Genomic DNA, 24,176 nt, shown 5'->3' with positions numbered 1-24,176 from the left:
AGCGGGACCACGGGGACGGTTCTAGTGGTCCCAAAAATGGATATCACTTCCATAAAAACCACTAGCACCGTCCCCCCGGTCCTATTCTTTCAGCGAAACAAATCACTCACTAAATTACTAAATTCCCTTAAGTAATGAAGGTAGTTGCTTCCGCCGAAATTGTATCGTTTATTGTACATTTTTGCGACGACGATGTTGTATTCTGGGATGACAAGAAGAGTTGGCCCGGTAATTCCTAGTATTTGGTACGACCCTTTAGGCACTCTTTCTCCGATTTCACTCTGCAGCGCTGGTGTGCCTTGGACATACCAGAACAATCCGTTTTGCGGCAAATCTTTATTTTTATAAGGTGGACTTTGAATTTGAGTCGCCAATTGAATCACTTCTTCGGGTACGATTTGCTGCCCTTTATGTAAATGCAGGTTACCCCATAAGGCAAGTTCACGGGCTGTGGTGTGCAAGTTCGATTCCGTTCCATCCTTTGTCTGGCCAATGGTGTACGATGCAGGCATGCTGGGGTCATTTACGACCTGAACCAATTTTTCATGTGGTTCCGTTTGCCAAGCCGTTTGCTTCAATCCTAATGGCTCGAACACTTTTTCCTCTAGGAGTTCGGGAAAACTTTTTCCATAAAGTCTGTTTACCAGCTCCGTCATCATCAGAACGTTAATCCCTCTATACGCCCAACCTTCACCAGGCTCAAACTCGCGAAAAATACTTCCGTCCTCCCTTTGGTGTAAACCGTGAGAGTGGGTGACCAATTGTCTGATTGTTGTTTTTCCCAGCAGCTCCTGGTCGATATGATGAAAGTATTGGGATGCGTGGTCATCCAAATTATTAATTTTTCCTTCATATAGAGCATAAGCTATCACTAAACCTAAGTAACTTTTTCTAGCTGAAGCAATATTAAATTGAGAGCTTTCATCAACAGGACGTGCATGAGCTGTGTTGGAATGATAGCCGCTATAGTGTTCTAAGACAATTTGGTTATCCTTCATAATCACAAGTGCCGCCCCGCTGCTGTGATTACGTTCTTTTATATCCTCAACATACGATATTAATTTTTGAAAAATAGCATTCACACACCTTTCTTTCAAGTGACCATGGGGACGGTTCTCTTGGTGACCATGGGGACGGTTCTCTTGGTCATAAAAATGTATATCATTTCCATAATAAGACGCTAGAACCGTTAACCTGGTCACTTAAAATTAATAGTTTCTTGTAACACCTTGCCATAAACTTGAATATACTATATTAGACGGGAGGCAGCACCTCGCGTCACATGAACTGGCTAATATTAGTCAGTTATTTTTTTGTGACCATGTGACCATGGGGACGGTTCTCCTGGTCACAAAGGCGGATAATATATCCCAAAAAAAGACCGCGAGAACCGTCCCCATGCCCCACCCATGCCCCCAGCAGGATTCTGCCCCATTTTTATCGAATAAAAATGCTAGAAAATAAAAGGAGGCATACCTGATGAATCCGCGTCATGAAGTGTTGTTTACCCAATTAGAAACCTATCGAAGCTATATTTTAGGAGTGCTAGAAAATGTAACCGAAGAGGAAGCGGAAGTGATTCCAAAAGGCTTCAATAATAATATCCGCTGGAACCTCGGGCACATCTATCTCGACCAGTATCTATGGATCCAGGCGGTTACCATGGAAAAAGCTAGAGTTCCTGAACAGTTCAAAGATTGGTTTGGATATGGAACCTCACCTGCCAACTTTACTCCTGACACCCCTTCCGTCGAAGAGTTGAAAAATCTATTAAAGGAGCAGCCAGCCCAAATTAAAGCAGAATACGGTAACCGGCTGGAGGAAGAGTTCCCGCCAACAGAAATGGGTATGCATACGATCGAGCAAGTCCTTATCCGTACTATTTTCCATGAAGGTATGCATTTACAAACGATTCTTGATTTGAAGAAATGTATGAAATAAAGAACAGACTGGGACTTTACCTTTAATTTAATTGCATTGTCATAGTTCTTAATTTGTTTGTAACAGCGGCTTAATGTTGAATGTGTAAGATTAGTATTACAGTATTCAATATTCAACTAGAGGAGTCCTTCCAAATGATGAAATTAAAAGCTATACTATGTTTTTTTCGCAGATATCATAAATTCAGCTATTTTACAGACAAATGCGTAGACTGTGGAAAGGAAAAGTAGAAAAAGGCTTAGAGACAATTTTCTCTAAGCCTTATTTATTACTTCTATCATCTTATTCAATTACTCTTCTGTCACGTTCCAAAATGGAACCCCACTCAAAAACCCCCGATGATCCAGGACTTTTCGTTAGTTAGATACCGGCAGTGTATTAAAATACTCTTCGAGAGTAATTCCTTTAGCTGCCACATCTATCGCAACATCTTTACCCACATATCTCAAATGCCAAGGTTCATATTTATACCCTGTAATCTTATCTTTTCCTTTTGGATAGCGGATAATAAAGCCATACTCAGCTGCATTTTGCTCTAACCAGGCAGCCTCCACAGTACCCGCAAAACAATCCTCTGCAGCGCACTTGCCATTTCCTCCTGTTACATCAATCGCCAGTCCTGTCTGATGTTCACTTGTACCAGGAATGGCACTGTATGTCCTTGCTTTTTCATACCCATCAATAGATACATAACGTTCAAATAGAGCTTTTTGCGTTTGATAGGAGCGATATGCTGAAACTCCTAAAAGCGTCACTCCCTCTTCTTTTGCCCCCGCGAATAGCTGTTCTAGCGCAGTGGCTGCTTCTTTTCGCATCATTCGTTTTTCACTTTTACCTAAAAAAATAAACGGAACATCAAGGTACACCAGATTTTTCGGCACAAAGTTTTCAGGTAAGGATAAAGATTTATTAACCAATACCGGAATACTATTGGGTTGAGCAACTACTTGTATAGAATCATCTTTATTCTCGACTGGCTTTTCTACTGGTTTTTTAGTTGAGTCAGATGGTTCCTCATTAACAGCAATGTCAGATTCCTTTTCAGATGAAGGTGGCTTTTGTTGAATCTCGGTGTTTGATTGTTTTATTTCGTCGGGCTTTTTCAAATTGGACTGCTTTTCGTTAGCTGGAGCTATATCTTTTGACGTTTTTTGATCATCTAAATTATGATCGTTGTTCGTCTCTTTCTCATCTTTTTTTATACTCTGATTTGAGATTTTTGTATTTTCATCAATATAGTGACGAATCTGACACCCAGAAATGATGATTAATGCTAGAACGGGAATTGTGAATTTTTTCAATGATAGATTTCTCAGAAAGGCCACTCCTTTTTCTATTTAAAATACAATTGATATTTTATTATTGATTTTTGGACATGTAAAATATCGATTTATCATATATACTTGATTAAAACTCATACAAAGGGGTTTACTATGAATATTGAACAATTAGAGTATGTTGTCGAGGTTGCGAAAACGAAATCCATTTCCATTGCTTCTGAAAATCTAAAGATATCCCAGTCAGGAATTAGCCGCTCTATTAGCAATTTAGAAAATGAATTAGGTATGAAACTATTTATCAGATCCAAATCAGGGACTCTGCTCACAGACGATGGGGAAAAAATCGTGAAAATCGCTTATGAAATTGTAGCCAAGCTTCAACTGTTAAAAGATGAGGCTCAAGTTATAACCACCAGTATCCATGGAAATTTAAAAATCTCATCAAGTCCGACTGTGATGAACCTATTATTAAAAGTAATTCCGCTTTTTAAAAAGGACTATCCCGGGGTTAAACTGGAAATAACGGAACAAGCAGAAAATGAAATTATTGATGGTATTCGGAATAATAGTATCGATATCGGTTTAGTCTTCATTAATGAAAATATTCAAGATTCGACGGATTTAAAATATGGGACCTTAGTCTCCGGAACATTGAATGTCGGTGTTAATAAAAACTCCCCTTTATCGTTACATCACACATTATCTCCAAAGGAAATCCTAGACAAACCTCTTGCCGTGTTCAATGGACTTAATATGAAAAAATTTGTTGAACAGTTTTTCAATGATCATGGGGAAATGGAAATTCTGTTTATGTCGAATAATTCGGAGACTGTAAAAAGAGCGGTTGCTGATGGAATCGCGATTACCTTTATGATTGATTTGGGTTTAAATGATGATATCTATGTAAAGAACGAAAGCATTGTTCTTATACCATTAACAGATTGTGGAATCACCACCATTCCATATGGATGGGTTCGATTGAATAATCAATACACTAGCTATCTTGAAAGGGAATTTATTAAATACTTGCAGAACGTCTCGACGGGGTACTTCAATGAATAGTGGACCAGGGGGACGGTTCTCTTGGTCATAAAAATGGATTCGAGACCAGGGGGACGGTTCTCCTGGTCACAAAAATGCATTCCATGACCACTAGAACCGTCCCCATGGTCCCACCCAATAAAATGCGAAAAGACTTAGAGACATTTTTCTCTAAGCCTTACTTAATTGGTTAAACCTACCAAGGAAAGGGAGTGATTACTTCCTTTTATTTTTACCTAGTTTCTCGTTACCACGTTTAAAGTTACCCGTAACTTTTGCTAACAACAGCTGGACTTCTGTTTGATTACCCTCTACCTCATTAATTTTCGATATAAGGTTTGCAGCCTCACTATCCTTTAGGATTTTAATTTGTTTACCTTTGTAATAGATTACGATTGTTCCTTTTTTCGTTGTTTGGTAAGTAAATGGCTCTTCACTTAGTCTGTTTCGTTTATCGATCCCGCTCAAGCAGAATAACCTCCATGTGCAGCATAGTTCTTACCTCAATACTTGCATCAATAATTTTCGTGTGTCTTCAAAGTTTTTATATTCCTCAAAGAAATCACTATAATTACTAATTCTGCTCTCCAAAAACTTATACTGTGGAAAGCTATCAAAAAAGGACAACTGTAACACCTCTATCTGGCGGTTTGGAATTCTATTGATTTTTCCAGCCAGTACATAACTTAGCGTTCCAGCGATGTTCATACAATAATCATTAAAATCACCATTCAAACTGTTATCTTGGTGTGATAACCTTAAAAATTCGTCTCGAAAATCTTCTTGTATCTGATCGTTATCACGATACGGAAATGGCTGATCTAATTTATCTTTCATATGTTTCAATTTTTCTATGATATTCTCCATTTTCCCTCCCGTGACCATGGGGACGGTTCTCCTGGTCACACATTGGATATTCATAAAGACCACTAGAACCGTCCCCATGTCCCTTAATCGTAAAACTCCATATGAGATTTTTCTGCTTTATAATAATTAAGTCTATCTTGTAAAGTACCTGAATGAAATTCAAACTTATGTCCATCCGGGTCCGTAAAGTAAATGGATCTTTTATCTTTCCTGTCTCTTTGGCGGCCGTTCAAGATGTTAACCTTCAATTCCTTAAGTTTATCGTACGCAGCATCATATTCTGCTTCATCTATTGAAAATGCTATATGGGTGTAGGACTGGCTAATCTCATTTCGCGGAATATCCTTTTCCTCGTTAAGCGCGAGCCACATCCCATTTAAATCAAAATAAGCTGTTGTTCTGCCCTTCACTAACAACTTGGCATCAAACACATTCTTATAAAACTCGATAGAATCTTCTAGATTAGACACCGAAAATAGAAAATGATTTAGACCTTTTACTATCATTTTATCACCTCAGACTTAGGCTTCTCATTATCTCTATACATAAGTTCATTTGGAGTTAATGCTGAAATACGGACCACACCACCCCGTCTCGTGTGTTTGTATGTAGGTCCAGTTGAATCCTTTATCTACAATATAAATATCTTCCTCCTGCAATAAGTCCTCAGACTGAAACATCCAAGCTTTTTCTAGAAGCAGAGCATAATTAGCATGTTGATAAAACACATAACACTCATTCTTACGTTGATTATTGAAAGCAGCTGCAGCTTCTTCTCCCTTCAAGCAATCTCTTTTCTCATAACTAAACAAATGCCAAAGGTAGCCGCAAAAACCATCAGCATCATGAAGATAAATAGATTTTTTCTCCTTATCATCTAAATGATCAGCAAAATGCTTTTCCCATTCCTTGCGCAAATATTGTCCCCATGTTGGTATTTCCGTTATCTTAATTTTCTTAGATTTAAGTCTATCGTACAGGTCTTTCATTAGTACCTCCCCGGGACGTGGGGACGGTTCTCCTGGTCACAAAAGTGGATATCATCATATTCAAAAAGACCGCTAGAACCGTCCCCATGGTCATCTTGTAACAATGAGCGTTTTTTTGCAATCTACCTCAATAATCCCCAAAAATCAGACATTCGAATGACCATACCTTCGATTTTATGATCTTCCGTTAAATTCGCCTGCCCCTTCACCGTTGATACCTCTGCCTCTTTACCGCCTTCTTTTTGGTATTGTAATTCTACCGAGAAGTTATAAACCATATCTTTCGCATCTATTTTTTCATATTCAATGTTTTTCACCTTTAATTGGTACCCGTTTCGTCTCGGTTCGATCATTAATGTGGAACCATAGCTATTGACGAAATCCATGTAGGAGGTATCATTGGCAAAATACTTTTTATACCGTTTTTCTTCGTATTGCCCTAATGGTTCGATCCAATCCGTCTGATCCAGTATTTGATTCAATTCATCACTAGGACCGGTAAGGGCATTCTGTAATACCGCATCCATGGTCACTATATTTTCATCTTGCGTTTCCTTTTGTCCCAGTGAAGTGAGAGTATCTAATACAACATCCTTTCCACTGAAAAAGAAAAACCATGAAAACGCAAGCACACACAATGCTATTCCGCTTGAAACAAACGATAACCGCTTCATCATGTGTGCTTTGGTCATGTTCCGTGCACGCTGTCTCAATTTCTTTTCCGTCGCTAAAACAAATTCCTGCCTAGGCTGTAAGGGATGCGTTTCTTTTAATAGATTAAACAATTCTTTATCATTTTGCATTCCCCATTACCTCCTTTACATCGAACTTCAATTTCTTCTTTAGGTCTGTTAACGCTCGGTGGTAATCGACTTTGACCTTGGATTCACTGCAATGGAGGATTTCAGCTGTTTCCTTTATCGAAAATTCATTGATTCCTCTAAGCAAAACGACTGCCCTATAGCTGGGTTTTAACTTCGAGATTGCTTCATGCACCAGCTGCTGCATTTCATTACGTTCAACTACTTCCGTTGGTCCTTTTTCCTTTGAAGCCATCTGCTTGAAAAATCCTTCTTTGAAAATTGAAGAAAACCTTTTCTTACGATGGTGGTCTATTGCCACATGCTTCGCGATGGAAAAAATCCAAGTCTTGAGACTACTCGTGCCATTGAAGCTCCCTAGGGTTTTCAATACGCGAATAAATACTTCCTGCGTCATGTCCTCCGCTTCATCTTGATTCCCTGAAAAACAAACAAGAAATTTATAGACATCTAGATAATGAAGATGGTATATTTCGCTGATTTTTTCTTCTAAGTTCTCTAAATCAAACAAACTCTTCCCCCCTTAAATCAACTGTTCAACTATTAATCGTTTTACCTTAAGAAAAGGTTACAGAAATTTATTTACATACAAAAAAGAGGGCAGTAACCCTCTTTTCTAATCATTCCAAGTCTGATCCAGTTTATCAGAATAAAAGGAAATCGCTCTTTTATAATGCAGAATATTCTCGTCTGATGTTGTTTCAATCAAGCAGGTAAGCAGGATTTCCATCGCACCTTGGTGTTCACCTGTATTGTAAAGGGCCATCGAATAAAACACTTTTAAAGCCCGATTGTTTGGAAATAATGTAATTCCCTTTAGGAAAACTGCTTTTGCCTTTTCATATTGCCCTAATGCCCGGCAGGAACTCCCTAACCCCAGGATAGCTCCCTCTAAATCCTTCCCGGCAAGCCCCAGGTCTATCGCTTTTTCATAATAGGGAATGGCCTCCGCTTCCTTCCCCAGCAAATCAAAACTCCAGGCACAATGGTAGTTGGCATAGGCATCCTTCGGGAACTCTTTTACTACCTTCAAAAGTAATTCATTCGATTCCTTCTGTTTCCCCTCATGCCGCAATTCAATCGCCTTGATGACTTCCTGTTCCAAATAAACTCACTCCTTAAACGGGGGCACGGGGACGGTTCTCCTGGGGGCATGGGGACGGTTCTTCTGGTCCTAAAAATGAATATCATATCCATAAAAGACCGCTAGAACCGTCCCCGTGGTCACCCCATTGTTCACCCTTTGTCCCTAGAATCCGTTACTTCCTTTATAAATTCAATTACTTCGCCATTGGGATTAATCTTTACCCCCGTTAAATACCCCGAGTAGGCGGCACCGGTATCAATATTCCAGGAATGGCTGTGAACATCGTACTTCGGTTCGTCGCATGGCGTGTGTCCTATCACTTGCAGTTTATGTATGTTCTTTAATGGGCTCCGATTCCAAAGCACACTGTAGCCATCGTCTTCCTTAAATGGGTCCGCTGCCTCTTCTGCAATTCCAGCGTGACTAACGAACAAGTGGTCATTCTCCCAATATAACGGCAGCTTTTGCATCCACTTCACATCACTCTGACAATCCCGACCCTCTTGCTCATACTGCCGAAGCGTCTCCTCCCCACACTGCCGCAGCCAATTCGCATTGGGTTGATTCACAAAGTGGTCAATGATTTCAAACTCATGATTTCCTTTTAAAAAGACAGCCTTATCTGGAAAATCAGCAGTCAATTGCCTTGCAAACTGCACCATCCTCGGAGAATTCTTCCCCCTGTCAATGATATCTCCCAGCTGAATCAATACCTCATTCTCTTTATTCCAGTGTTTCGTCAGCATATTCTTAAACGTATAATAGCAGCCGTGAACATCTCCAATTACTAAAAAATTCATTTATACAATCTCCTTCTTAACGGTCAGGTGGGCACGGGGACGGTTCTTCCGGTCCTAAAAATGGAAACTGTATCCAAAAAAGACCACGAGAACCGTCCGAGGCCACTGAAAAAGTCACCTAATTTCAACTGAATCTTTAACGTCTGAGTTAGTTTTTTCAAAAAACCGCTGGTTTTTACAAAAATATGGTAAATAAGTAGAGTAAAAGGGGTTATTATGAGGATAGCTTACTTGCTATCCTCTTCAAGTTTACGGCTAATGCCGTTAATTTTGCTTGTGTAGACATGCTTTTAAGACCGTACCCCCTGGCACGATCTAGCCCGTGGAAATTTTTCATTTCCCCATTCTTCCATTCTTGGCAAGCCCTTTTCTTATATTTCTCTTTAAATTCAACGGTCTTTTCTCGTTGGCTATATTCATAGAATTCTGAGGTATTTAATCCCACAACTAATATTTTTCTAACTGCGGTTCCACTTACACAACTTTCTCTTAACGGGCAGCTTCTACACTTCTCCTTTTCAAAATAATATTTATACGATCCATTTCGATCTTTTTTCTTTGCATATTTCTTTTCCTCAGTTTTATTTCCTTGCACACAAAACCATTCGTCTGAGTCCTTGTTGTAACTGTATTTATCCTCATCTAGCTTATAAGACATTGGATTAACCGGTATATATGCTGTTGCTTCAAGTTCTTTTATTTTGTCTAATATTGGTTTTTTAAAATAAGCCCGATCACCATATACTTCATTTATGGTTACTCCACTTGCCTTTGTTAATTCAATTAACTCATTGAACTGCTTTCCATCGACATAGGCACCATCATTAACCCTCACTGCAGTTATAATTCGCTCTTCTGTCGTGATAACATATTCTGTTTTATATCCGAAAAACTTCTGCGTTTTACTTTTATGGCCCACACGGGCCTCTTGATCTACAATCGAACGGACACCCTTTTGTTCCATAAATTTAGGATCCAGTAAAATTTCTTTGGCATTTTCCAACACTCTATTGGTCTTTGGGGCCATTTCTACTTCTACATGTTGCTCCACTTGTGAAATCGTATCTTCTAGATAGGATTTCATGGTTTCCTTTGCTTCTTTATGGTCCTCAATTTCTTGATATTCAGGGACATCTTGATTGATAGATTCAGGTATTTCACCTGTTTCTTCTTCTATAGTTTTAAATATTTTGTGAGCTAAACGCTTCATGACCCTTTCAGGAGTCGCTTTAAATGTGTTGGCTTCGGTATGTGTAGTATCAATACTTACTCCAGTATCTTTGATAATTCCCTTTTTTACACATTGATTAACAATCTCTTTAATGATTTCATCTAACGTTATATCTTGTAATTTATGTACTCTAAATTTGGATAAAAGGCTTGGATCGGGAAGTCCTTCATCTGGATTGATGTCCAGAAAATACATGTAAGCAAGATGCAGAGATGCATCTTCAATTACCTGTTCATCTGATAAATTATAGAGGTATTGAAGAACCAAAATCTTTACCATAAGCTCAGGTTCTTTTGCGGGTCTTCCGTAGTATTTGCAATAGGACTTTTCTAGAAGTTTATTAATAAAACTAAAATCAACGTTATCTTGAAGTAGTTTAAGCGTATGCTTTTCCGGAATTTTATCGTATAATAATGAATAGATGCTTAATTGCATATCTTTGTCTTTAAGCATAAAAATCCCCCCTTTTTGGTTTGGTTTCTAGTCAATTCCAGTATACCAAATTAGGGGGATTTTTTTGTGCACATTATCGATTTACAAATTTTAGGATATGTTTTTCAGTGGTCTCGAACCGTCCCCATGGTCACCCAGGAATACTAACAATTCTATGAATAGCAGTTTCCACTTCATCACTGTTTTTAATTTTAAATAAATAATCTGCCTCATCTTCTGTTGGTTCTTCTATCCCGCTTGCGATTTGCCTCTTCAGCACTTCTTCAAAGGTTGAAGCAACCCTGAATATCGTTTTACTACGGGTGCTTCCTGCTACCCTTTCCCATAGAATATGTTCAGGAAGATCAAAATGGACGAGAATGCTGATAAATCCCATTTCTTGAAATTGCTTCAGTCGTTCTACACGCTCTGTGCGATCCGTATTTGAATTGCAAAGAATGAGGTGAAAATCCGTCTGCTCTACCGCATAATCTACAATCGTTTGCGTGATCGCGTATTTAAATGTATTAGGCCCTTGTTTTGGCCTTAGCTTTTTATAATGAGTGTTGATAAATTCCGCATGGTTATCTTGGTCAATCACAACTGAGTTAGCCAATTCTTGTTCTAGAGTCCTCGCAAATGTTGTTTTACCGCTATGAGTTGTACCAACGGTCATAATCACTAACCTTTTCATTCAAAAATCCCGCCCATTTTCACAAATTTTTATGAGGAGCGGAATTTCGGTCAAATCATTAACCTTGAATTCTACCTCTATCTGCCATTGCAGATCCTTCTTCCAAACTCCTATCATCCCTGCATTTTGAGCCGCTATTACATCATTTTCAGGATGGTCCCCGACAAATATACTTTGCTCGGGTGAAACATTAAGCTTCATTAAAGCCCTCGTAAATATTTCGGGATACGGCTTTTTTATCCCTTCCCATTCCGATACTAAAATACAATCAAAATACTTTTTAATCCCCAGTGCCTCGATATTGTCCATCTGAAACTGTCCTCTGCCATTTGTAATCATTCCTAACCAAAGATTCCTGCTCTTCAACTCTTCCAGCATAGGAACGAGATTCGGAAATGGTTCACAATGATACTTGAAGTCAGTGAGATAGTCTTGAAGCAGCTCTTCCCACGTGAGCCCCGTTATGTGAAATTCCTTAATCAACTGCTGATACACCTTATCCTTCCAAACATAGCCGCGCTGATCTAAATCTATAAATCTAGCAACATATTCCTCTCTCGGAACATGCCCCACCATTCTATTCAACCTACTATATTGACTATGTATAAACCTTTTTACCGAGGCATCTCTATCTAACAACGTTCCATCTAAATCAAATAACACCGCTTTAATCAAATTGAGCACACTCCCCATCCATATATTCTTCTTTTTATGGTGCCGAAAGTCCTGCTCAGCAAATCTGTTCCTCCATCAAAAAATAAAGTTTGAGGTCCTATAGAATCAATTTTTACCAATTAATAAAAAGTTCAGTGTAAAATAAGGGTAATGAATTTGTAATTTGTAGAGGCGAAATAACGATGAAGGGGGAATACGTTTATTTTATATAAAGTAAAATCATTACCGCACAGAATTATATTTGCAATCGGATTATCTTTAAATTTATTGGGAGTAACATTGGCAAATATTTTGGGATTTAGTATTTGGTCAATATTATGTGAAGGTATCCTATTATTCGTTGGAACTATATTAGTAGTGATGGCTTCTGATAAAAAACATTCAAGTAAGAATATATGAACAATACGACTAAATAATAGAAAAGCAAAACCATCATTTACACATAAAGTCACTGTGTTTTTCATAGGCTTTTCACATCATTAAAGCAGGCTTAGAGGAATTTCCCCTAAGCCTTGCTTTTTATTATTTCTTCTTGAGCTCTCTTATCTACTGTATGGATATATAGTACATTAACAACCATGATTACAAAGTTGAGTACCCTTTAGAAACTGACTAAATTGCTTTCAATTTGAATTATTTACTGGAATAAGAAGAAAGACCCCTGCCTATTAGATTTGCAGAAATAGGCTTTTTTCCGATTTCCCTTGCCCAAATGGATAATTGTCCGATATGGTGAATTTCATGAGCAATATTATGCCGCATGATTTCCCCCCAAGTATCCGTCACGATTTTTCCATCAGGTAAGGTATCGTAAAATAAACGATTTTCCATACTAGCGTCCCAGTTATTTACAAAACTTTCCACTTCTAAATGAAATTCAGCGTCCAATTTCCGAACCTTTTCCAAGCTTTGATAGTCTTCGAAACTCTCTTGAAAGTCGGTTTTACCTTGTAAAAGACGTATCCAGCTCCATTCGACATCAACGATATGGAAAAGCGTATGCAATATACTACCCATTCCACCCGTTCTGTTTTCTAGAAGCTCTTCTTCATTTAACTGTTCACACCAACGATACCAGTCTTCTCTTACCAGCCAGTTATATCTAAAAAAAGTTTGCAAAAATGCCCCTCCCCATTAAACTGCATCGATCACATCTTAAACGTAAGGAATCTCCTTCCCCTCAACCAAGGCTTTCAAGTTTGTTAAAGACTGATTGAAACCCTTTGAATTTATCGCAACTCTTATTCCGTTGGCTTCTTCATCTAAGGTAAAAGAAAGAAGCATTCGCTGTTCTTCTATATATAGTGAAAACTCCCGATAAGGGATTATCTTCTCAATCGATAAAGTCATTGGATATTCTTCTGACAGATTGTTATGAACGCTAGGCATTAATGTAAAGGTTACTCTCTCCCCAGCCTTTAGATTCGGTATGTTCCAAGGAGAACCTGGCACATACCATTGGAAGAGTTTATCTTCTTTTGTAATAGCATTCCAAACTGTTTCTATCTCCCCATTTATCCAAACAGAACTTATATCTGGAGTATGATCCATAACCATTCCCCCTAAGATTTATTTAACAGTAATTACTTTTTATCGCGATTGGTGGTTTTGTATTTTTCTCCATTACTATCATAGGTAACCCATTCACCAACCGGCTCACCTTTTTCAAAATATCCCGAACGCTTTATGGTTCCATCGGCACGATACCATTCCCAATATCCTTCTGGCTGATCTTCCACCATTTTACCTTTTGACCAGATTGTTTTTCCATTTGCATGGTACTTTATCGTATATCCCTCAATCACTTCCAGCTTCTTTTCCTTGACACCGCTGGGTTGGGTCAAATCACATTTTTCATTCTCCATGACTTACCTCCGATTACTAATTGAACTTACCTTGATGGTCGCCCTTATAAATCATAGAACTTCCACAGGAAGGGCTAATTTCCCTTTTTATTTTCAGGATAAAAGTGGACATATTATCCGCAAAGAAAACAATTGACATAAAAAAAAGAGACTCCCAAAAACCTTGGAAGTCCAAAAAGTTATTCTATTTAATAGGGGTCAAATAGTGATTCCCATTATATTCCCTTTACGAAATGTAAAAAAGAGAAAATATCACTAAAATTATCCAATAATTAAAGGGAAATTTGGACTAGGTGACCATGTGACCATGGGGACGGTTCTACTGGTCCCAAAAATGTATATTGTATCCATAAAAAAGACCGCTAGAACCGTCCCCATGCCCCTTAATTGACTAATCTATCCAATAGTGTAATAATCTGTATGTATTTTTTAAATTTACTAGAATGTTGGTGTTATGGAAATTGGATTTTATTAAAGTAAGCGAGGGCAAGAATAGCTGGAAGCGGTATTTATCTTCTTTTTTTGTAATTGTTCTTTTTATCATTGTTGGGGCGCTGCCTTTTATCATCTTTAGTGAGTGGATCGTTAATACTGACGGAAATCCCAATACCTATTATGACTTTGAAATTGAGGATTATGTTGGAATCAACCCGACACTTTATTTTGCCTTAATGAATTCACAATTTTTATTTTGGCTTTTTGGCCTATGGGTTGCGATTACTTTCATTCATAAACGCAGATTCTCATCGCTCATTACACCCAATAGAAAAGTAGATTGGAAGAGAATTGGCTATGGATTTATAGCCTTCTTTGTCATCCTGAGTCTGACATCCGTTATTGATTCTATCCTAAACCCCGGGGATTACTTCCTTAACGACATCACACTTTCTGACTTTTTGATTTTATTTGTGCTCGTGTTAGTTTTAACTCCCCTGCAAACAACCTGTGAGGAACTATTTTTTAGAGGATATCTCTTACAGTTTTTCGGAAAATGGATACACATTCCATTTCTATTATCGCTTATAGCCGGATCGATTTTTGGCGCGCTCCATTTCACGAATCCCGAGATGGGCTATTCTCCCATTTTTGTTGGAGCAGATTATTTGTTAACAGGATTTATTTGGTGTTATATCACGGTAAAAACGAACAGCGCCGAATTATCGATTGGAGCGCATGCAGCAAATAATATGCTGCTGGGATGGTTCCTCACGATGGATGACTCTGCCCTAGGCGACATCCCATCTCTATTTGTTGTCACCAATATAAATCCAGCAATCTCACTCATGTGGAGCATTGTTTCACTTGGAATTTTCTTATTTATTTCGTTGAGAAAATACAAAACTAAAGAACTTTAATAAAGACGCCAGTGGCCATGAGAAGGTTACTGGCGTTTTTTTTATAGGCTGTGTTAAACTAGGCTGTTGATTTGCGCTCCAGGCGCTATGCTTTCCGCGGGCTCGCCCGTGAGCCTCCTCGCAGGAGTCAAGCGCCTTCCGCTCCAATCAACAGGTTCTAAAATCAACAGTATCCTTTAACACAGCCTTTTTTTAAAAAAATTGGGGTATTTAAAGATCGAGTCAACGGAAAAAATAGCACTTGATGAACGAGTCGATCAAAAGCTTATTTCTGCTAGCCAAAATTCCACTAAAACTACTGTAAATACATTAAGAAGAATAATATAATTTCAATTTATATAGTCATTTATTATCTTCAATAGTTGATTTAATTAAATTCATAATAGAGTTATAGTTAGGTGTAAACAATAAATAGTTAACTGTTTTGGTCTTGATTGCAATTCTTTCGGTACTACTGCGAGGATGACCAATTCTAATAGCATCTTTCTCTTCTCCACCGTATGTATCGTCAAATGAGACACTAATTAAATCAGAGATAGGAATTACTACTTTTGTAAATAGGTGCTTGATTACTATATCGTTATCTATCTTTTTTACTTTCATTTCCATCTTGACATATCCCCCTTAAACAGAAAAACTCATACAATAATATATTACCATATTTTTCAAACCACCATTCTACTAACATTAATTTCAGCTTCTTATTTATTTTTCCCGAATTCGACTTTTACCTTTAACATAGCCCCAAAAATATATTAAGGTTATCCAGAAACAACAAAGTTACCGAAAATAATGCCCCATTCAAAGAATACAATTATTCCAAAAAGTGAGTTAAAATTCAAAATATTTATGGTAAAGTATTTTTAACTATTTTTACTCGGAGGTGTTGATTATTTTGGAGAACTTCTATTTGTTTGTGATTATGTGCGTTTTACTGATTATTTTACCAGGCCCGGATACTGCCATCGCCACAAAAAATACGCTGACAGTGGGAAAAACAGGCGGCTTAAGAACAATCTTTGGCACTTGCTGCGCCTTACTTATTCATACTCTCGCCGCTGTTGTCGGACTTTCAGCCATCATCGTGAAGTCAGCATTTGTATTTTCTATCTTCAAATACGTCGGCGCCGTCTACCTAGTTTATTTAGGGATCAAGACATTATGGGCATTAAGGAAGAACAAAGCAGCACCTGACGAAATGAGTATCGAAAGCAAGTACGGTAACAAATCTTGCTTTAAGCAGGGGTTTTTGACCAACCTCTTGAATCCAAAAGTCGCCGTATTTTTCCTGACTTTCTTGCCACAGTTCGTAAATTCCGGCAGCCCTTCGTTTATTCCGTTTCTCATCATGGGCATAACCTATACCCTGTTAACCGCCGTCTGGTTTCTGTTCTATATCTACCTGCTCAACCAGATACGTACTTTTATGAAAAAGCCTAAAACCCAAACGGTGATGGAAGGAATCACCGGGACAATCTTGATTGGTTTTGGGATTAAATTGGCGTTAGAGAAAGCTCAGCATTAGAGGCAACACATTACCTAAGCCAGGCGGCTGCCTGGCTTTTTCTGATTTCCTAACTTTCGGGTGGAATTGGTTAGGCAGGTAAACAAAGGAAATATGCAGGTAAAATCTAAACTGTGCAGGTAAGTGGATAAATCCGCAGGTATGGCACACATTTCGGCAGGTAGAGGATTTTAATTAAAAAAGGTACCTCTCAAAACCCGCTTTGATCAATAGTCTACGCTCCATACCGATCAAAACATCCATATATAGGAAATAAAACACCTCAACCAGGTCGCAGCCTGGCTGTTTCTGAGTCTAATTTGGGCCCTCGGATTTGTTAGGCTGATAAACAAAGGAAATTCGCAGGTAAAGTCTAATCTGTGCAGGTAAGTGGCAAAAATCCGCAGGTAAGCCAAACATTTTGGCAGGTAGAGGATTTTTTATAAAAAAGGTAACTATAAATACCTGCCCTGATCGATAATCTATACTCAATTTCGAGCAGAATATCCAAATATATGAAATTAATTACCTTAGCCAGGCCGCAGCCTGGCTGTTTCAGAGTCTAGTTTGGGTGCTTAGGATTTGCTAGGCAGATAAACAAAGGAATTATGCAGGTAAAATCCAAACTGTGCAGGTAAGCGAATAAAATACGCAGGTAAGGCACATATTTTAGCAGGTTGATGGTTTTTTATAAAAAAAGGAACTATCAAAACCTACCTTGATTGATAATCTACGCTGGAATTGGAGTACAATATCCAGATATAGGAAATGAGATACCTCAGCCAGGTCGCAGCCTGCCTGTTTCAGAGTCTGGTTTGGGGGCTTAGGATTTGTTAGGCAGATAAACAAAGGAATTATGCAGGTAAAATCCAAACTATGCAGGTAAGCGGATAAAATCCGCAGGTAAGGAACTCATTTTGGCAGGTAGAGGATTTTTTATAAAATAGGTAACTATAAATACCTGCCCTGATCCATAATCTACACTTAATTCCGAGCGAAATATCCATATATAGGAAGTAAATTACCTCAGCCAGGCCGCAGCCTGTCTGTTTCAGAGTCAAGTTTTGGTGTCTCGGATTTGTTAGGCAGATAAACAAAGAAAATTTGCAGGTAATATAAAATTTTGGCAGGTAAGCACAAAATTCTGCAGGTAAAGCTTCCCTTTTGGCAGATATCCCCATCACCCATCCATCCCACAAAAAAACACCGAATCCGCCCGTAGGCAAATCCGGTGTTTCCATATCCTATGCCGCTTGCTCAATAAAATTCTCACTACCCTGTTTACGTTTAAACGTAATAGCCATATAGCTAAAGGTAACAACCATAAATCCAGCCATATAAACAAGCAAGATACCATTATTATGCCACATATAGGCGAAATCCCCGCTTGAGATCACTGCTTTAAACGCCTGAACACTATAAGTCATTGGGAAGAACGCGTTAAATGGCTGCAGCGCCTCTGGTATCAAGGCAAGTGGGAAGGTTCCCGCGCTTGTCGTTAATTGCATAATCAGAATAAGAATTGCGATAAATCTGCCCACATCGGCCATAGTCGTGACGAGCATTTGAATCAATGTCACGAACACCATACTGGTGATGATGGAAGTGAGGATAAATAGCGGGACGCTTTGTACCTCTATCCCTAATCCAAACAGCAATACAAAATCGACTAATAGTGCTTGAAGCACGCCAATTATCGTGATGACTCCTAATTTTCCGGTAAACCATTGTACTGCGGAAGCTGGTTTGACAGCTGGTTCTCTCAGACCAAACACGATCGAAATAATCAATGCCCCTACGAAAAGTCCGAGTGAGATGAAGTAAGGTGCAAAGCCGGTACCGTAGTTAGGCACAGTGTTAATCTCATTTTTATCGACTTTCACTGGCTCGCCCATCATATCATAGGTATCTCCATCGGCTTTTACGCTATTCGCCGCATCAGCCCCGGCCGCCAGCTTCTCGTTTAATTCCGAAGAACCATCCTGTAATTTCTCTGTTCCAGCTTGTAATTCAGTAGAACCTTCCGCAAGCTTACCTGTTCCTTCTGTTATTTTACCCGCACCTGCCGTTAATTCACCCATCCCCGCTGTCAGCTGTCCGGCACCTTCATTTAGGGTGGCCGCGCCAGAATACAGCTGATGGATTCCTTGCTGTAATTTTACCTGATTGCTGTTAATTTCGCCGATCCCCCCAATTAATTGGTCAAACACAGGGTCGGTTTGTTGTTTCAATTGTGATTCCAAACCTGATGTCGCCCCAAGCAATTGTCCATTTACCTGCGATGTAAATTGTGTAAAGCCCTGGTGCATTCCTGGGGTAATAGCTTTTGAAACCTGTTGCTCCACCTCTTCCTTCACCGGCGCAGTCTGTTGTGCCATAATAGCAGCTACTTTTTCCGCTGGAACGCCATTCTCAATTAAGGCGGCGGCCAGTTCCTGCATTTTAGCTGTCTGCTGGGCAATCATTTGATCCGCAATCTGTGAAGACAATCCCGCAGCTAGCTGCGTTTCAAACTGGTTGATACCAACATTCAATTTTTCCGTACTGCTTGATAACTGGGCGTTGATTCCTGCCGCAATTCCAGCCGGCAGCTCTTCTTTCATTTGCTGTGCACCTGCTTTTGCTTTTTCGGTGCCTGTCACCAGCTGCGGCAGCTTTTCGTCGACTTCTTGCAGTCCTTGACGAAGCGCGGCTGTCCCTTTGGCTATTTCACCCGACCCCGTCGCTGCACTATTCATTCCTTGTTCGAACTCAATTGATTTACTTGCCAAGGTTTCGAGGTTTTCTTTGATTTGTCCGGCACCTTCGTTGAGTTTTACACTACCGTCATTAATCTGGCCGGCTCCTTCACTTGCCTGCGCTAAGCCTTCGCCCATTTGCGTTACTTTTTCAAAAATACTTTCAGAGTATGTTGCAACTATTTGTTTTGAAATCTCCGCTTTGATTTCCTTCATTGCGGTTTCACCAATTTGCGCTGATAGGAAGTTTGCCCCTTCATTCGGAACATATTTGAGCTGCAGCTTTTGCGGCTGGTCCTCAAGCAGTGTTGTGGCATTTTTTGAAAAATCACTTGGAATCTCTACCAAAATATAATACTTTTGATCTTCTAATCCTTGGTATCCCTGCTTTTTGCTCACTATGTCAAAATCAAACGTGTTACTTTTCTTCAGATTCTTAACCAGATCGTCTCCGATCTCAAGCTTTTGCCCGTCGATCTCTGCTCCCTCATCCTGATTCACAATCGCCACAGGCAGGTCGCCTAAATATTTATATGGATCCCAAAACGCCCACAGGAACATTCCTGCATATAGCACGGGAATGAAAAGGATGGCGATGATGGGAACAAGCACCTTTCGATTGGAAAGGATTGCTTTTAATTCTGACTTAAATGAAGTGCCTTTCATGTTTGTTTTCCTCCTAACTTAATGACTGTTTTACTCAATTAGTCAATCAAACTTCGAATTAATGACCATTTTACCCAAATGGTCAATTTTTCTTAAAAATAAAAGACTTAGTGTAACAAGCCTTTTAGTAAGTAAAGCTCAAATAGCTTGGCGATTTCTTCTTTTTTCAATGGATGGTGGTTTCTTTGCCAGTCATTCACCAGAGAAAAGTACATTTTCAGCATCACAAAGGCCGTGATTTCAGGATCACAAGATTTGATTTCGCCCTTATCGATCGCTTTTTGAATGATCACTTTCATGTATTGAATGATCGATTGCTCTACCCTTTGCATCGCTTCGACCACTGTTTGCGTCCCCATATCCCGCTCTTCCTGAATCAATTTAATCGTCAATTGGTGTGACTCCCTGAACGCATGAACCCGAACTAACACTCTGTTCACATTTTCAAGAATCGATGCTGAGTCATCGAGCACGCTTTCGACTTCCTCTCGAATCTCAGCGATAAGTGAATTGATTATATCGTCGAACAATTCTTCTTTCGTTTTGAAAAAGGTATAGATAGTTCCTTTTCCTACATTGGCTAACTTTGCAACCTGATCCATCGTGGTTGCCTTATAGCCATATAAAGAAAAAGACTTCGCTGCCGCCTCCAAAATCAACTTCTTTCGGTCAATTACCGCCAAGTCTTCTCACCTCCAACTGACTAAAATACCAAATTGGTCATTTGTATGAAAAGTACTATAACATGTCGAATTTTGAAATGCAACAAATTGTCGTTTCTTCTGCGTGATTTATTTTATCCTGCGAATTTTGTCATACAGTTTTATGGAACCTTTTACCATTTGCTCACGTCTAATTGAGTAGAGATATGAGAAATAACTGGGGGATCATTCGATGAAAAAGGTTTTAATTGCGTTGTTTATTGCGCTGGTTTTGTTTTGTGCCACAGGGGGGTTGGATCGGTTCGCTACAGATGATGTAGAAACAGTGGAACCAGGGGTAACCGAAGAGATACAGTCAGTAGAAAGTTTATAATAAATTTTTTTCCAGTCCTAGCGCTGCTGGGGCTGGTTTTTGCGTGTTCTGCCGTGTCACTTTTGCAGATGTGAACATACCTTGTAAATGGACAAGGATATATGACGTACAGTGTACATGTCGCTCTCAAAATAAGTCTTTCTACTCGCTGGTATATGATGCACTTAAAAAATGGACAAACTCCAGCCCAGCAGCGAAGCGTAAACGATTAAGCTAATTCTTCGATCTTCTTTTTTCGGTAGATTGCTTTTTCTAAATAGTTTCCAAGAATACCAAATAAGAGGCCGAATGTTAATCCGCTGAACACAGGTATATTTAAGATTTTTAAGACACTAAAGTGATTTAAGTATGGGAAGTCATGCCAAAATAACCCGAAATCCATGCCCACCACCAAACCAATGAAAAAACCTGTGTAGTAGGTTCTTCGTTTCTTCATATTAGTCAGGGTTCTCGCGTTGTAGGCCTTGGCGGAGTTAAACGCCTGCCAGATGGAAAACGCATAAATCGAGGGGTAAAACATTCCCCACCTGTAATCGACGACACTATGAGCCAGAGCGAAATCGCCATTAAATGAGTGTACCAGTGCAATGTTCAGGTTCGAGTTTAAGTTAATCAGGAATTCAAAGCCCAGCAGCACAAAACCGATCACATAATCTTTATTGTAAAGCTGCCCAAAACCCGGTAATACCACTGACCATACCGCTGCTGCGTAGGGAGATTTGTACTCAGTTTTATGTCTCATTGTGTCCACCCTCTCTTTTCCATATATTACTCCCTTTTCCAAAGATTTTGGGGGTTTCAACGGAAAATTCACAGAATTCAGTAATTTAGTTATACCAGAATAATGTGCACACGGGTAAATGGAACCATTATTTTTTTGTATATGTATAAGAGATTGATAGATTGGTAAGAATGATGATAGAAAATATTTTAAGGAGATGAACGAAATGAAAGATTCTAATTTGCTATTATCACAGTTTGCTAATGAAGACGGCTTCGAGCTTACCAAATACCTTACTCACCTGTTTGAATATGTCTCACACCAGCTGGGACAGAATCCACCTGTCAGCACCACGACAACTGAAATTGAAAATAATTAAGCCCAGGCGTTGGTTAATCAATGCCTGGACTTTTTTTGTGTTTGGGGACCATAGGGGATTTATCGTGATCTTTTTACAAAAAATGCTGAGCTTGAATAGAATTCCCTTTTTCTATCTCTAATGGCCAATTTTTGGGTATAATATAGGAATATGGATTTTTCTAAAAAAGGGGGTCGTGGCTTTGGGAGCAACGACTGCTAACGAACGGATTGAACTTTTATCTGAAGAGATCAAGGATTTGTTCCATCCGCATGCTGCTGATGATGTAAAGCTTATCCAAAAGGGTTTAATGCTTTACCGGCAAGGGATGGTCAAGCAATTACAAATATGGAATGCTCAAATTACTGCCATGGTGCAGGATGTAACGCCGTGCCATGTGAAGCTGAACTTTGAACGTTTGTCGTTAAGCAGCTGTACGTGTCCTCACGAGGGAATGTGCCGCCATCAGCTGGCCGTGTTTTTTGCTGCGTATAGCAGAGTCGGAAGCGTCGCTGAGTGGATTGCTGAGTGGCGGGAACCGGTGAAGGAAAAGAATGACGTCACGAGCTGGGGGCTGCAAAAGGCAAAGGATTTGATCAAGGCGAACGGCGTGATGAAGCCTGATTACCGGCGCTGGGTTGAATCGTTTGAGGTGAGCTTTGATACGATTCTGAACTCGAAAAAGTTTTCGAGTCCATTTATTATTGATGAACTGTTTAACATTTATGAACGGCGGATTAAGGCTAGCGCTCCGGTGGAACAAGAATGGCGCCTGCTGTATGAAATGGTCGGAATTGTGGTGTCGTTTAAAAAGCTCGCTGTTTTGACTGAGAACTCGGGATTTGCTGAGGATGTTGTCAGGCGGGCCTACCTTTCTGTGTTTCATAATTTAATCGAGGATGCCGACGAGCTTGTGCTGAAGATTGGTGTTCAATCTCTTCCATTTGACTTTGACGCGTTTATTTTACAATTAAAGGACGAAGTGTTTGAGCTTTTGACAGCGTCAACGGGACTTGAGCAGGAACGAGTCTATCTTTACCGGCTTCTATGGACCAATCTTTTTAAAAAGAAGGAATGGCGCGAGCAAGAGATTTTAAATATTAATGAACGGCTCAAGTCTTTACAGGAATGGGAAAATCCGAATCCGCTGATGATTGCTGGAATTCATATCAGCTTATTACAGCAAAAGGATGAACTCGCATTAGATTTGATTAATAAGATGGATGATAAGGTGATAACACCGTATATGCTGCATTGGATTGAGCTGTTGTCACAGACGAAAGCGTGGAAACGAGTCGGCCCCTTCATCGAGCTGTTCTCAGGTAAACTGAGAGGCTATCTAGACTTTTTGCGAGCCTATCATTCATGTGCATCTTTTACGCGTTCTTCTCTTAAGGCGATTACCCCTTACGTTACAGAAAACGGAAAAGTGGAATTGTACGAAAAGATGATGCTGGCAACCCTGCCTTACAGCTATACAGAATATGAATTTATGCTATTTGAACGAAAGCAATATGACAAATGGGGAGACCTGCAGGCATTTATGGGCTGGAACTTTTACGACCTGCCACGGGAGCGCGTCAAGGTGATTGAGAAAGAAAGGCCGGAGGTGCTGCTTGGAATGCTGCACCAATCCGCGCTGAACGAGATCAATCAAAAGAACCGTTCCAGCTACAAAGCAGCCGTCCGTCACCTGAAAAAGCTGCGCACCCTATACAAAAAAACCAAAAGACTCGACGACTGGCAATACTTCCTCGACAGCCTTTTGGAAAAAACCAAAAGACTCCGCGCCTTTCATGAAGAATGCAAGCGGAGTAAGCTTATTGAGGAATAATTGCTAGACTGCTTTGGGTGAGTGGTGACCGCTTTGGTGCCGACTGCTTCGGTGCCTGTCACCGCTCGTGGACACTGTCTTTCTGTGGTGACAGGCACCGCTCGTGGACACTGTCCACCTCAGGCGGACAGTAGGCCCATAAAAATTCGTCATTTTTTGGTTGGTTTTGCTTTCAATATTGGTTTTGGACTTTTTCCCAAGGGTTTTGGACTATTATCCGTATGTTTTGGACTTTTCCAGAG

26 protein-coding genes and 1 pseudogene are annotated in these 24,176 nt (G+C 39.6%); 7 read left to right on the top strand and 20 right to left on the bottom strand.

The window, feature by feature from the left end; genetic code table 11:
• Positions 1–89: 89 nt before the first annotated feature.
• Positions 90–1,073, bottom strand: coding sequence for a serine hydrolase domain-containing protein (locus SFC47_RS15775; protein WP_411255285.1), 984 nt, complete (start codon positions 1,071–1,073; stop codon positions 90–92).
• 406 nt (positions 1,074–1,479) lie between these two features.
• Between SFC47_RS15775 and SFC47_RS15770 the strand changes: the two genes are divergently transcribed.
• Complete coding sequence (locus SFC47_RS15770) at positions 1,480–1,941, top strand: DinB family protein (RefSeq protein ID WP_411255248.1); 462 nt, start codon at positions 1,480–1,482, stop codon at positions 1,939–1,941.
• 356 nt (positions 1,942–2,297) lie between these two features.
• Here SFC47_RS15770 and SFC47_RS15765 read toward each other — a convergent pair whose 3' ends face one another.
• Positions 2,298–3,242 (bottom strand): M15 family metallopeptidase, encoded by a 945-nt coding sequence (locus SFC47_RS15765; RefSeq protein WP_411255246.1) that lies wholly within the window; start codon positions 3,240–3,242, stop codon positions 2,298–2,300.
• Positions 3,243–3,374: 132 nt separating this feature from the next.
• On the opposite strand from SFC47_RS15765, the gene SFC47_RS15760 reads away from it, so the two are divergent.
• Positions 3,375–4,283, top strand: a complete 909-nt coding sequence (locus SFC47_RS15760) for a LysR family transcriptional regulator (RefSeq protein WP_411255245.1) — start codon at positions 3,375–3,377, stop codon at positions 4,281–4,283.
• 195 nt (positions 4,284–4,478) lie between these two features.
• Here the strand turns inward: SFC47_RS15760 and SFC47_RS15755 are convergent, their stop codons facing one another.
• The 14 genes and pseudogenes from SFC47_RS15755 to SFC47_RS15690 form a co-directional block, all read right to left on the bottom strand.
• The gene (locus tag SFC47_RS15755; RefSeq protein ID WP_411255244.1) at positions 4,479–4,730 is read right to left on the bottom strand and encodes a hypothetical protein; all 252 of its coding nucleotides are present in this window, start codon (positions 4,728–4,730) and stop codon (positions 4,479–4,481) included.
• Positions 4,731–4,760: 30 nt separating this feature from the next.
• On the bottom strand, positions 4,761–5,129 hold the full coding sequence (locus SFC47_RS15750) for a YxiJ family protein (RefSeq protein WP_411255242.1): 369 nt from the start codon (positions 5,127–5,129) through the stop codon (positions 4,761–4,763).
• A gap of 83 nt (positions 5,130–5,212) precedes the next feature.
• A complete protein-coding gene (gene fosM, locus SFC47_RS15745) occupies positions 5,213–5,632 on the bottom strand; it encodes a FosM family fosfomycin resistance protein (RefSeq protein ID WP_411255284.1) in 420 nt (139 codons plus the stop codon).
• Between the two features lie 48 nt (positions 5,633–5,680).
• Entirely contained in the window at positions 5,681–6,118 is a 438-nt protein-coding gene (locus SFC47_RS15740) for a DUF4275 family protein (protein WP_411255241.1), read from the bottom strand.
• Between the two features lie 122 nt (positions 6,119–6,240).
• Positions 6,241–6,921 (bottom strand): hypothetical protein, encoded by a 681-nt coding sequence (locus tag SFC47_RS15735; protein ID WP_411255240.1) that lies wholly within the window; start codon positions 6,919–6,921, stop codon positions 6,241–6,243.
• On the bottom strand, positions 6,911–7,450 hold the full coding sequence (locus SFC47_RS15730; RefSeq protein ID WP_411255239.1) for an RNA polymerase sigma factor: 540 nt from the start codon (positions 7,448–7,450) through the stop codon (positions 6,911–6,913). The genes SFC47_RS15735 and SFC47_RS15730 overlap by 11 nt, the downstream gene beginning before the upstream one ends.
• A 105-nt stretch (positions 7,451–7,555) precedes the next feature.
• On the bottom strand, positions 7,556–8,044 hold the full coding sequence (locus SFC47_RS15725) for a tetratricopeptide repeat protein (protein WP_411255238.1): 489 nt from the start codon (positions 8,042–8,044) through the stop codon (positions 7,556–7,558).
• Positions 8,045–8,175: 131 nt separating this feature from the next.
• The gene (locus SFC47_RS15720; RefSeq protein WP_411255237.1) at positions 8,176–8,826 is read right to left on the bottom strand and encodes a metallophosphoesterase family protein; all 651 of its coding nucleotides are present in this window, start codon (positions 8,824–8,826) and stop codon (positions 8,176–8,178) included.
• Positions 8,827–9,043: 217 nt separating this feature from the next.
• Positions 9,044–10,510 (bottom strand): annotated as a pseudogene (locus SFC47_RS15715) (IS1182 family transposase); the annotation flags it as partial.
• A gap of 130 nt (positions 10,511–10,640) precedes the next feature.
• Positions 10,641–11,183 (bottom strand): ATP-binding protein, encoded by a 543-nt coding sequence (locus SFC47_RS15710; protein ID WP_411255235.1) that lies wholly within the window; start codon positions 11,181–11,183, stop codon positions 10,641–10,643.
• Positions 11,184–11,858 (bottom strand): HAD family hydrolase, encoded by a 675-nt coding sequence (locus SFC47_RS15705; protein WP_411255234.1) that lies wholly within the window; start codon positions 11,856–11,858, stop codon positions 11,184–11,186.
• A 633-nt stretch (positions 11,859–12,491) separates the two neighbouring features.
• Entirely contained in the window at positions 12,492–12,977 is a 486-nt protein-coding gene (locus tag SFC47_RS15700) for a DinB family protein (protein WP_411255233.1), read from the bottom strand.
• Between the two features lie 36 nt (positions 12,978–13,013).
• Entirely contained in the window at positions 13,014–13,409 is a 396-nt protein-coding gene (locus tag SFC47_RS15695; RefSeq protein ID WP_411255232.1) for an SRPBCC family protein, read from the bottom strand.
• A 32-nt stretch (positions 13,410–13,441) separates the two neighbouring features.
• Positions 13,442–13,723 carry a toxin-antitoxin system YwqK family antitoxin gene (locus SFC47_RS15690; RefSeq protein ID WP_411255230.1) on the bottom strand — a complete coding sequence of 94 codons (282 nt, stop codon included), beginning with the start codon at positions 13,721–13,723 and terminating at the stop codon, positions 13,442–13,444.
• Between the two features lie 443 nt (positions 13,724–14,166).
• Between SFC47_RS15690 and SFC47_RS15685 the strand changes: the two genes are divergently transcribed.
• Entirely contained in the window at positions 14,167–15,078 is a 912-nt protein-coding gene (locus SFC47_RS15685; protein ID WP_411255229.1) for a CPBP family intramembrane glutamic endopeptidase, read from the top strand.
• Between the two features lie 342 nt (positions 15,079–15,420).
• Here SFC47_RS15685 and SFC47_RS15680 read toward each other — a convergent pair whose 3' ends face one another.
• A complete protein-coding gene (locus SFC47_RS15680) occupies positions 15,421–15,687 on the bottom strand; it encodes a SunI/YnzG family protein (RefSeq protein WP_411255227.1) in 267 nt (88 codons plus the stop codon).
• Positions 15,688–15,973: 286 nt separating this feature from the next.
• Here SFC47_RS15680 and SFC47_RS15675 point away from each other — a divergent pair, with 286 nt between their 5' ends.
• A complete protein-coding gene (locus SFC47_RS15675) occupies positions 15,974–16,603 on the top strand; it encodes a LysE family translocator (RefSeq protein WP_411255226.1) in 630 nt (209 codons plus the stop codon).
• Between the two features lie 1,223 nt (positions 16,604–17,826).
• On the opposite strand, the gene SFC47_RS15670 is transcribed toward SFC47_RS15675, so the two are convergent.
• Positions 17,827–19,986 carry a YhgE/Pip family protein gene (locus SFC47_RS15670; RefSeq protein WP_411255225.1) on the bottom strand — a complete coding sequence of 720 codons (2,160 nt, stop codon included), beginning with the start codon at positions 19,984–19,986 and terminating at the stop codon, positions 17,827–17,829.
• A 107-nt stretch (positions 19,987–20,093) separates the two neighbouring features.
• A complete protein-coding gene (locus SFC47_RS15665) occupies positions 20,094–20,660 on the bottom strand; it encodes a TetR/AcrR family transcriptional regulator (protein WP_411255283.1) in 567 nt (188 codons plus the stop codon).
• A 220-nt stretch (positions 20,661–20,880) separates the two neighbouring features.
• Between SFC47_RS15665 and SFC47_RS15660 the strand changes: the two genes are divergently transcribed.
• Entirely contained in the window at positions 20,881–21,021 is a 141-nt protein-coding gene (locus SFC47_RS15660; protein WP_411255224.1) for a hypothetical protein, read from the top strand.
• 208 nt (positions 21,022–21,229) lie between these two features.
• Here the strand turns inward: SFC47_RS15660 and SFC47_RS15655 are convergent, their stop codons facing one another.
• Positions 21,230–21,763 (bottom strand): hypothetical protein, encoded by a 534-nt coding sequence (locus tag SFC47_RS15655; protein ID WP_411255223.1) that lies wholly within the window; start codon positions 21,761–21,763, stop codon positions 21,230–21,232.
• Positions 21,764–21,968: 205 nt separating this feature from the next.
• Between SFC47_RS15655 and SFC47_RS15650 the strand changes: the two genes are divergently transcribed.
• Positions 21,969–22,121, top strand: coding sequence for a hypothetical protein (locus tag SFC47_RS15650; protein ID WP_411255222.1), 153 nt, complete (start codon positions 21,969–21,971; stop codon positions 22,119–22,121).
• 181 nt (positions 22,122–22,302) lie between these two features.
• The gene (locus SFC47_RS15645; RefSeq protein ID WP_411255221.1) at positions 22,303–23,934 is read left to right on the top strand and encodes an SWIM zinc finger family protein; all 1,632 of its coding nucleotides are present in this window, start codon (positions 22,303–22,305) and stop codon (positions 23,932–23,934) included.
• Positions 23,935–24,176 lie beyond the last annotated feature (242 nt).

It is taken from the genome of Neobacillus niacini (assembly GCF_046591715.1).
In the GTDB taxonomy this organism is placed as follows: Bacteria; Bacillota; Bacilli; order Bacillales; family Cytobacillaceae; genus Neobacillus; species Neobacillus niacini_L.
This window is presented reverse-complemented; position numbering and strand designations above follow the sequence as displayed.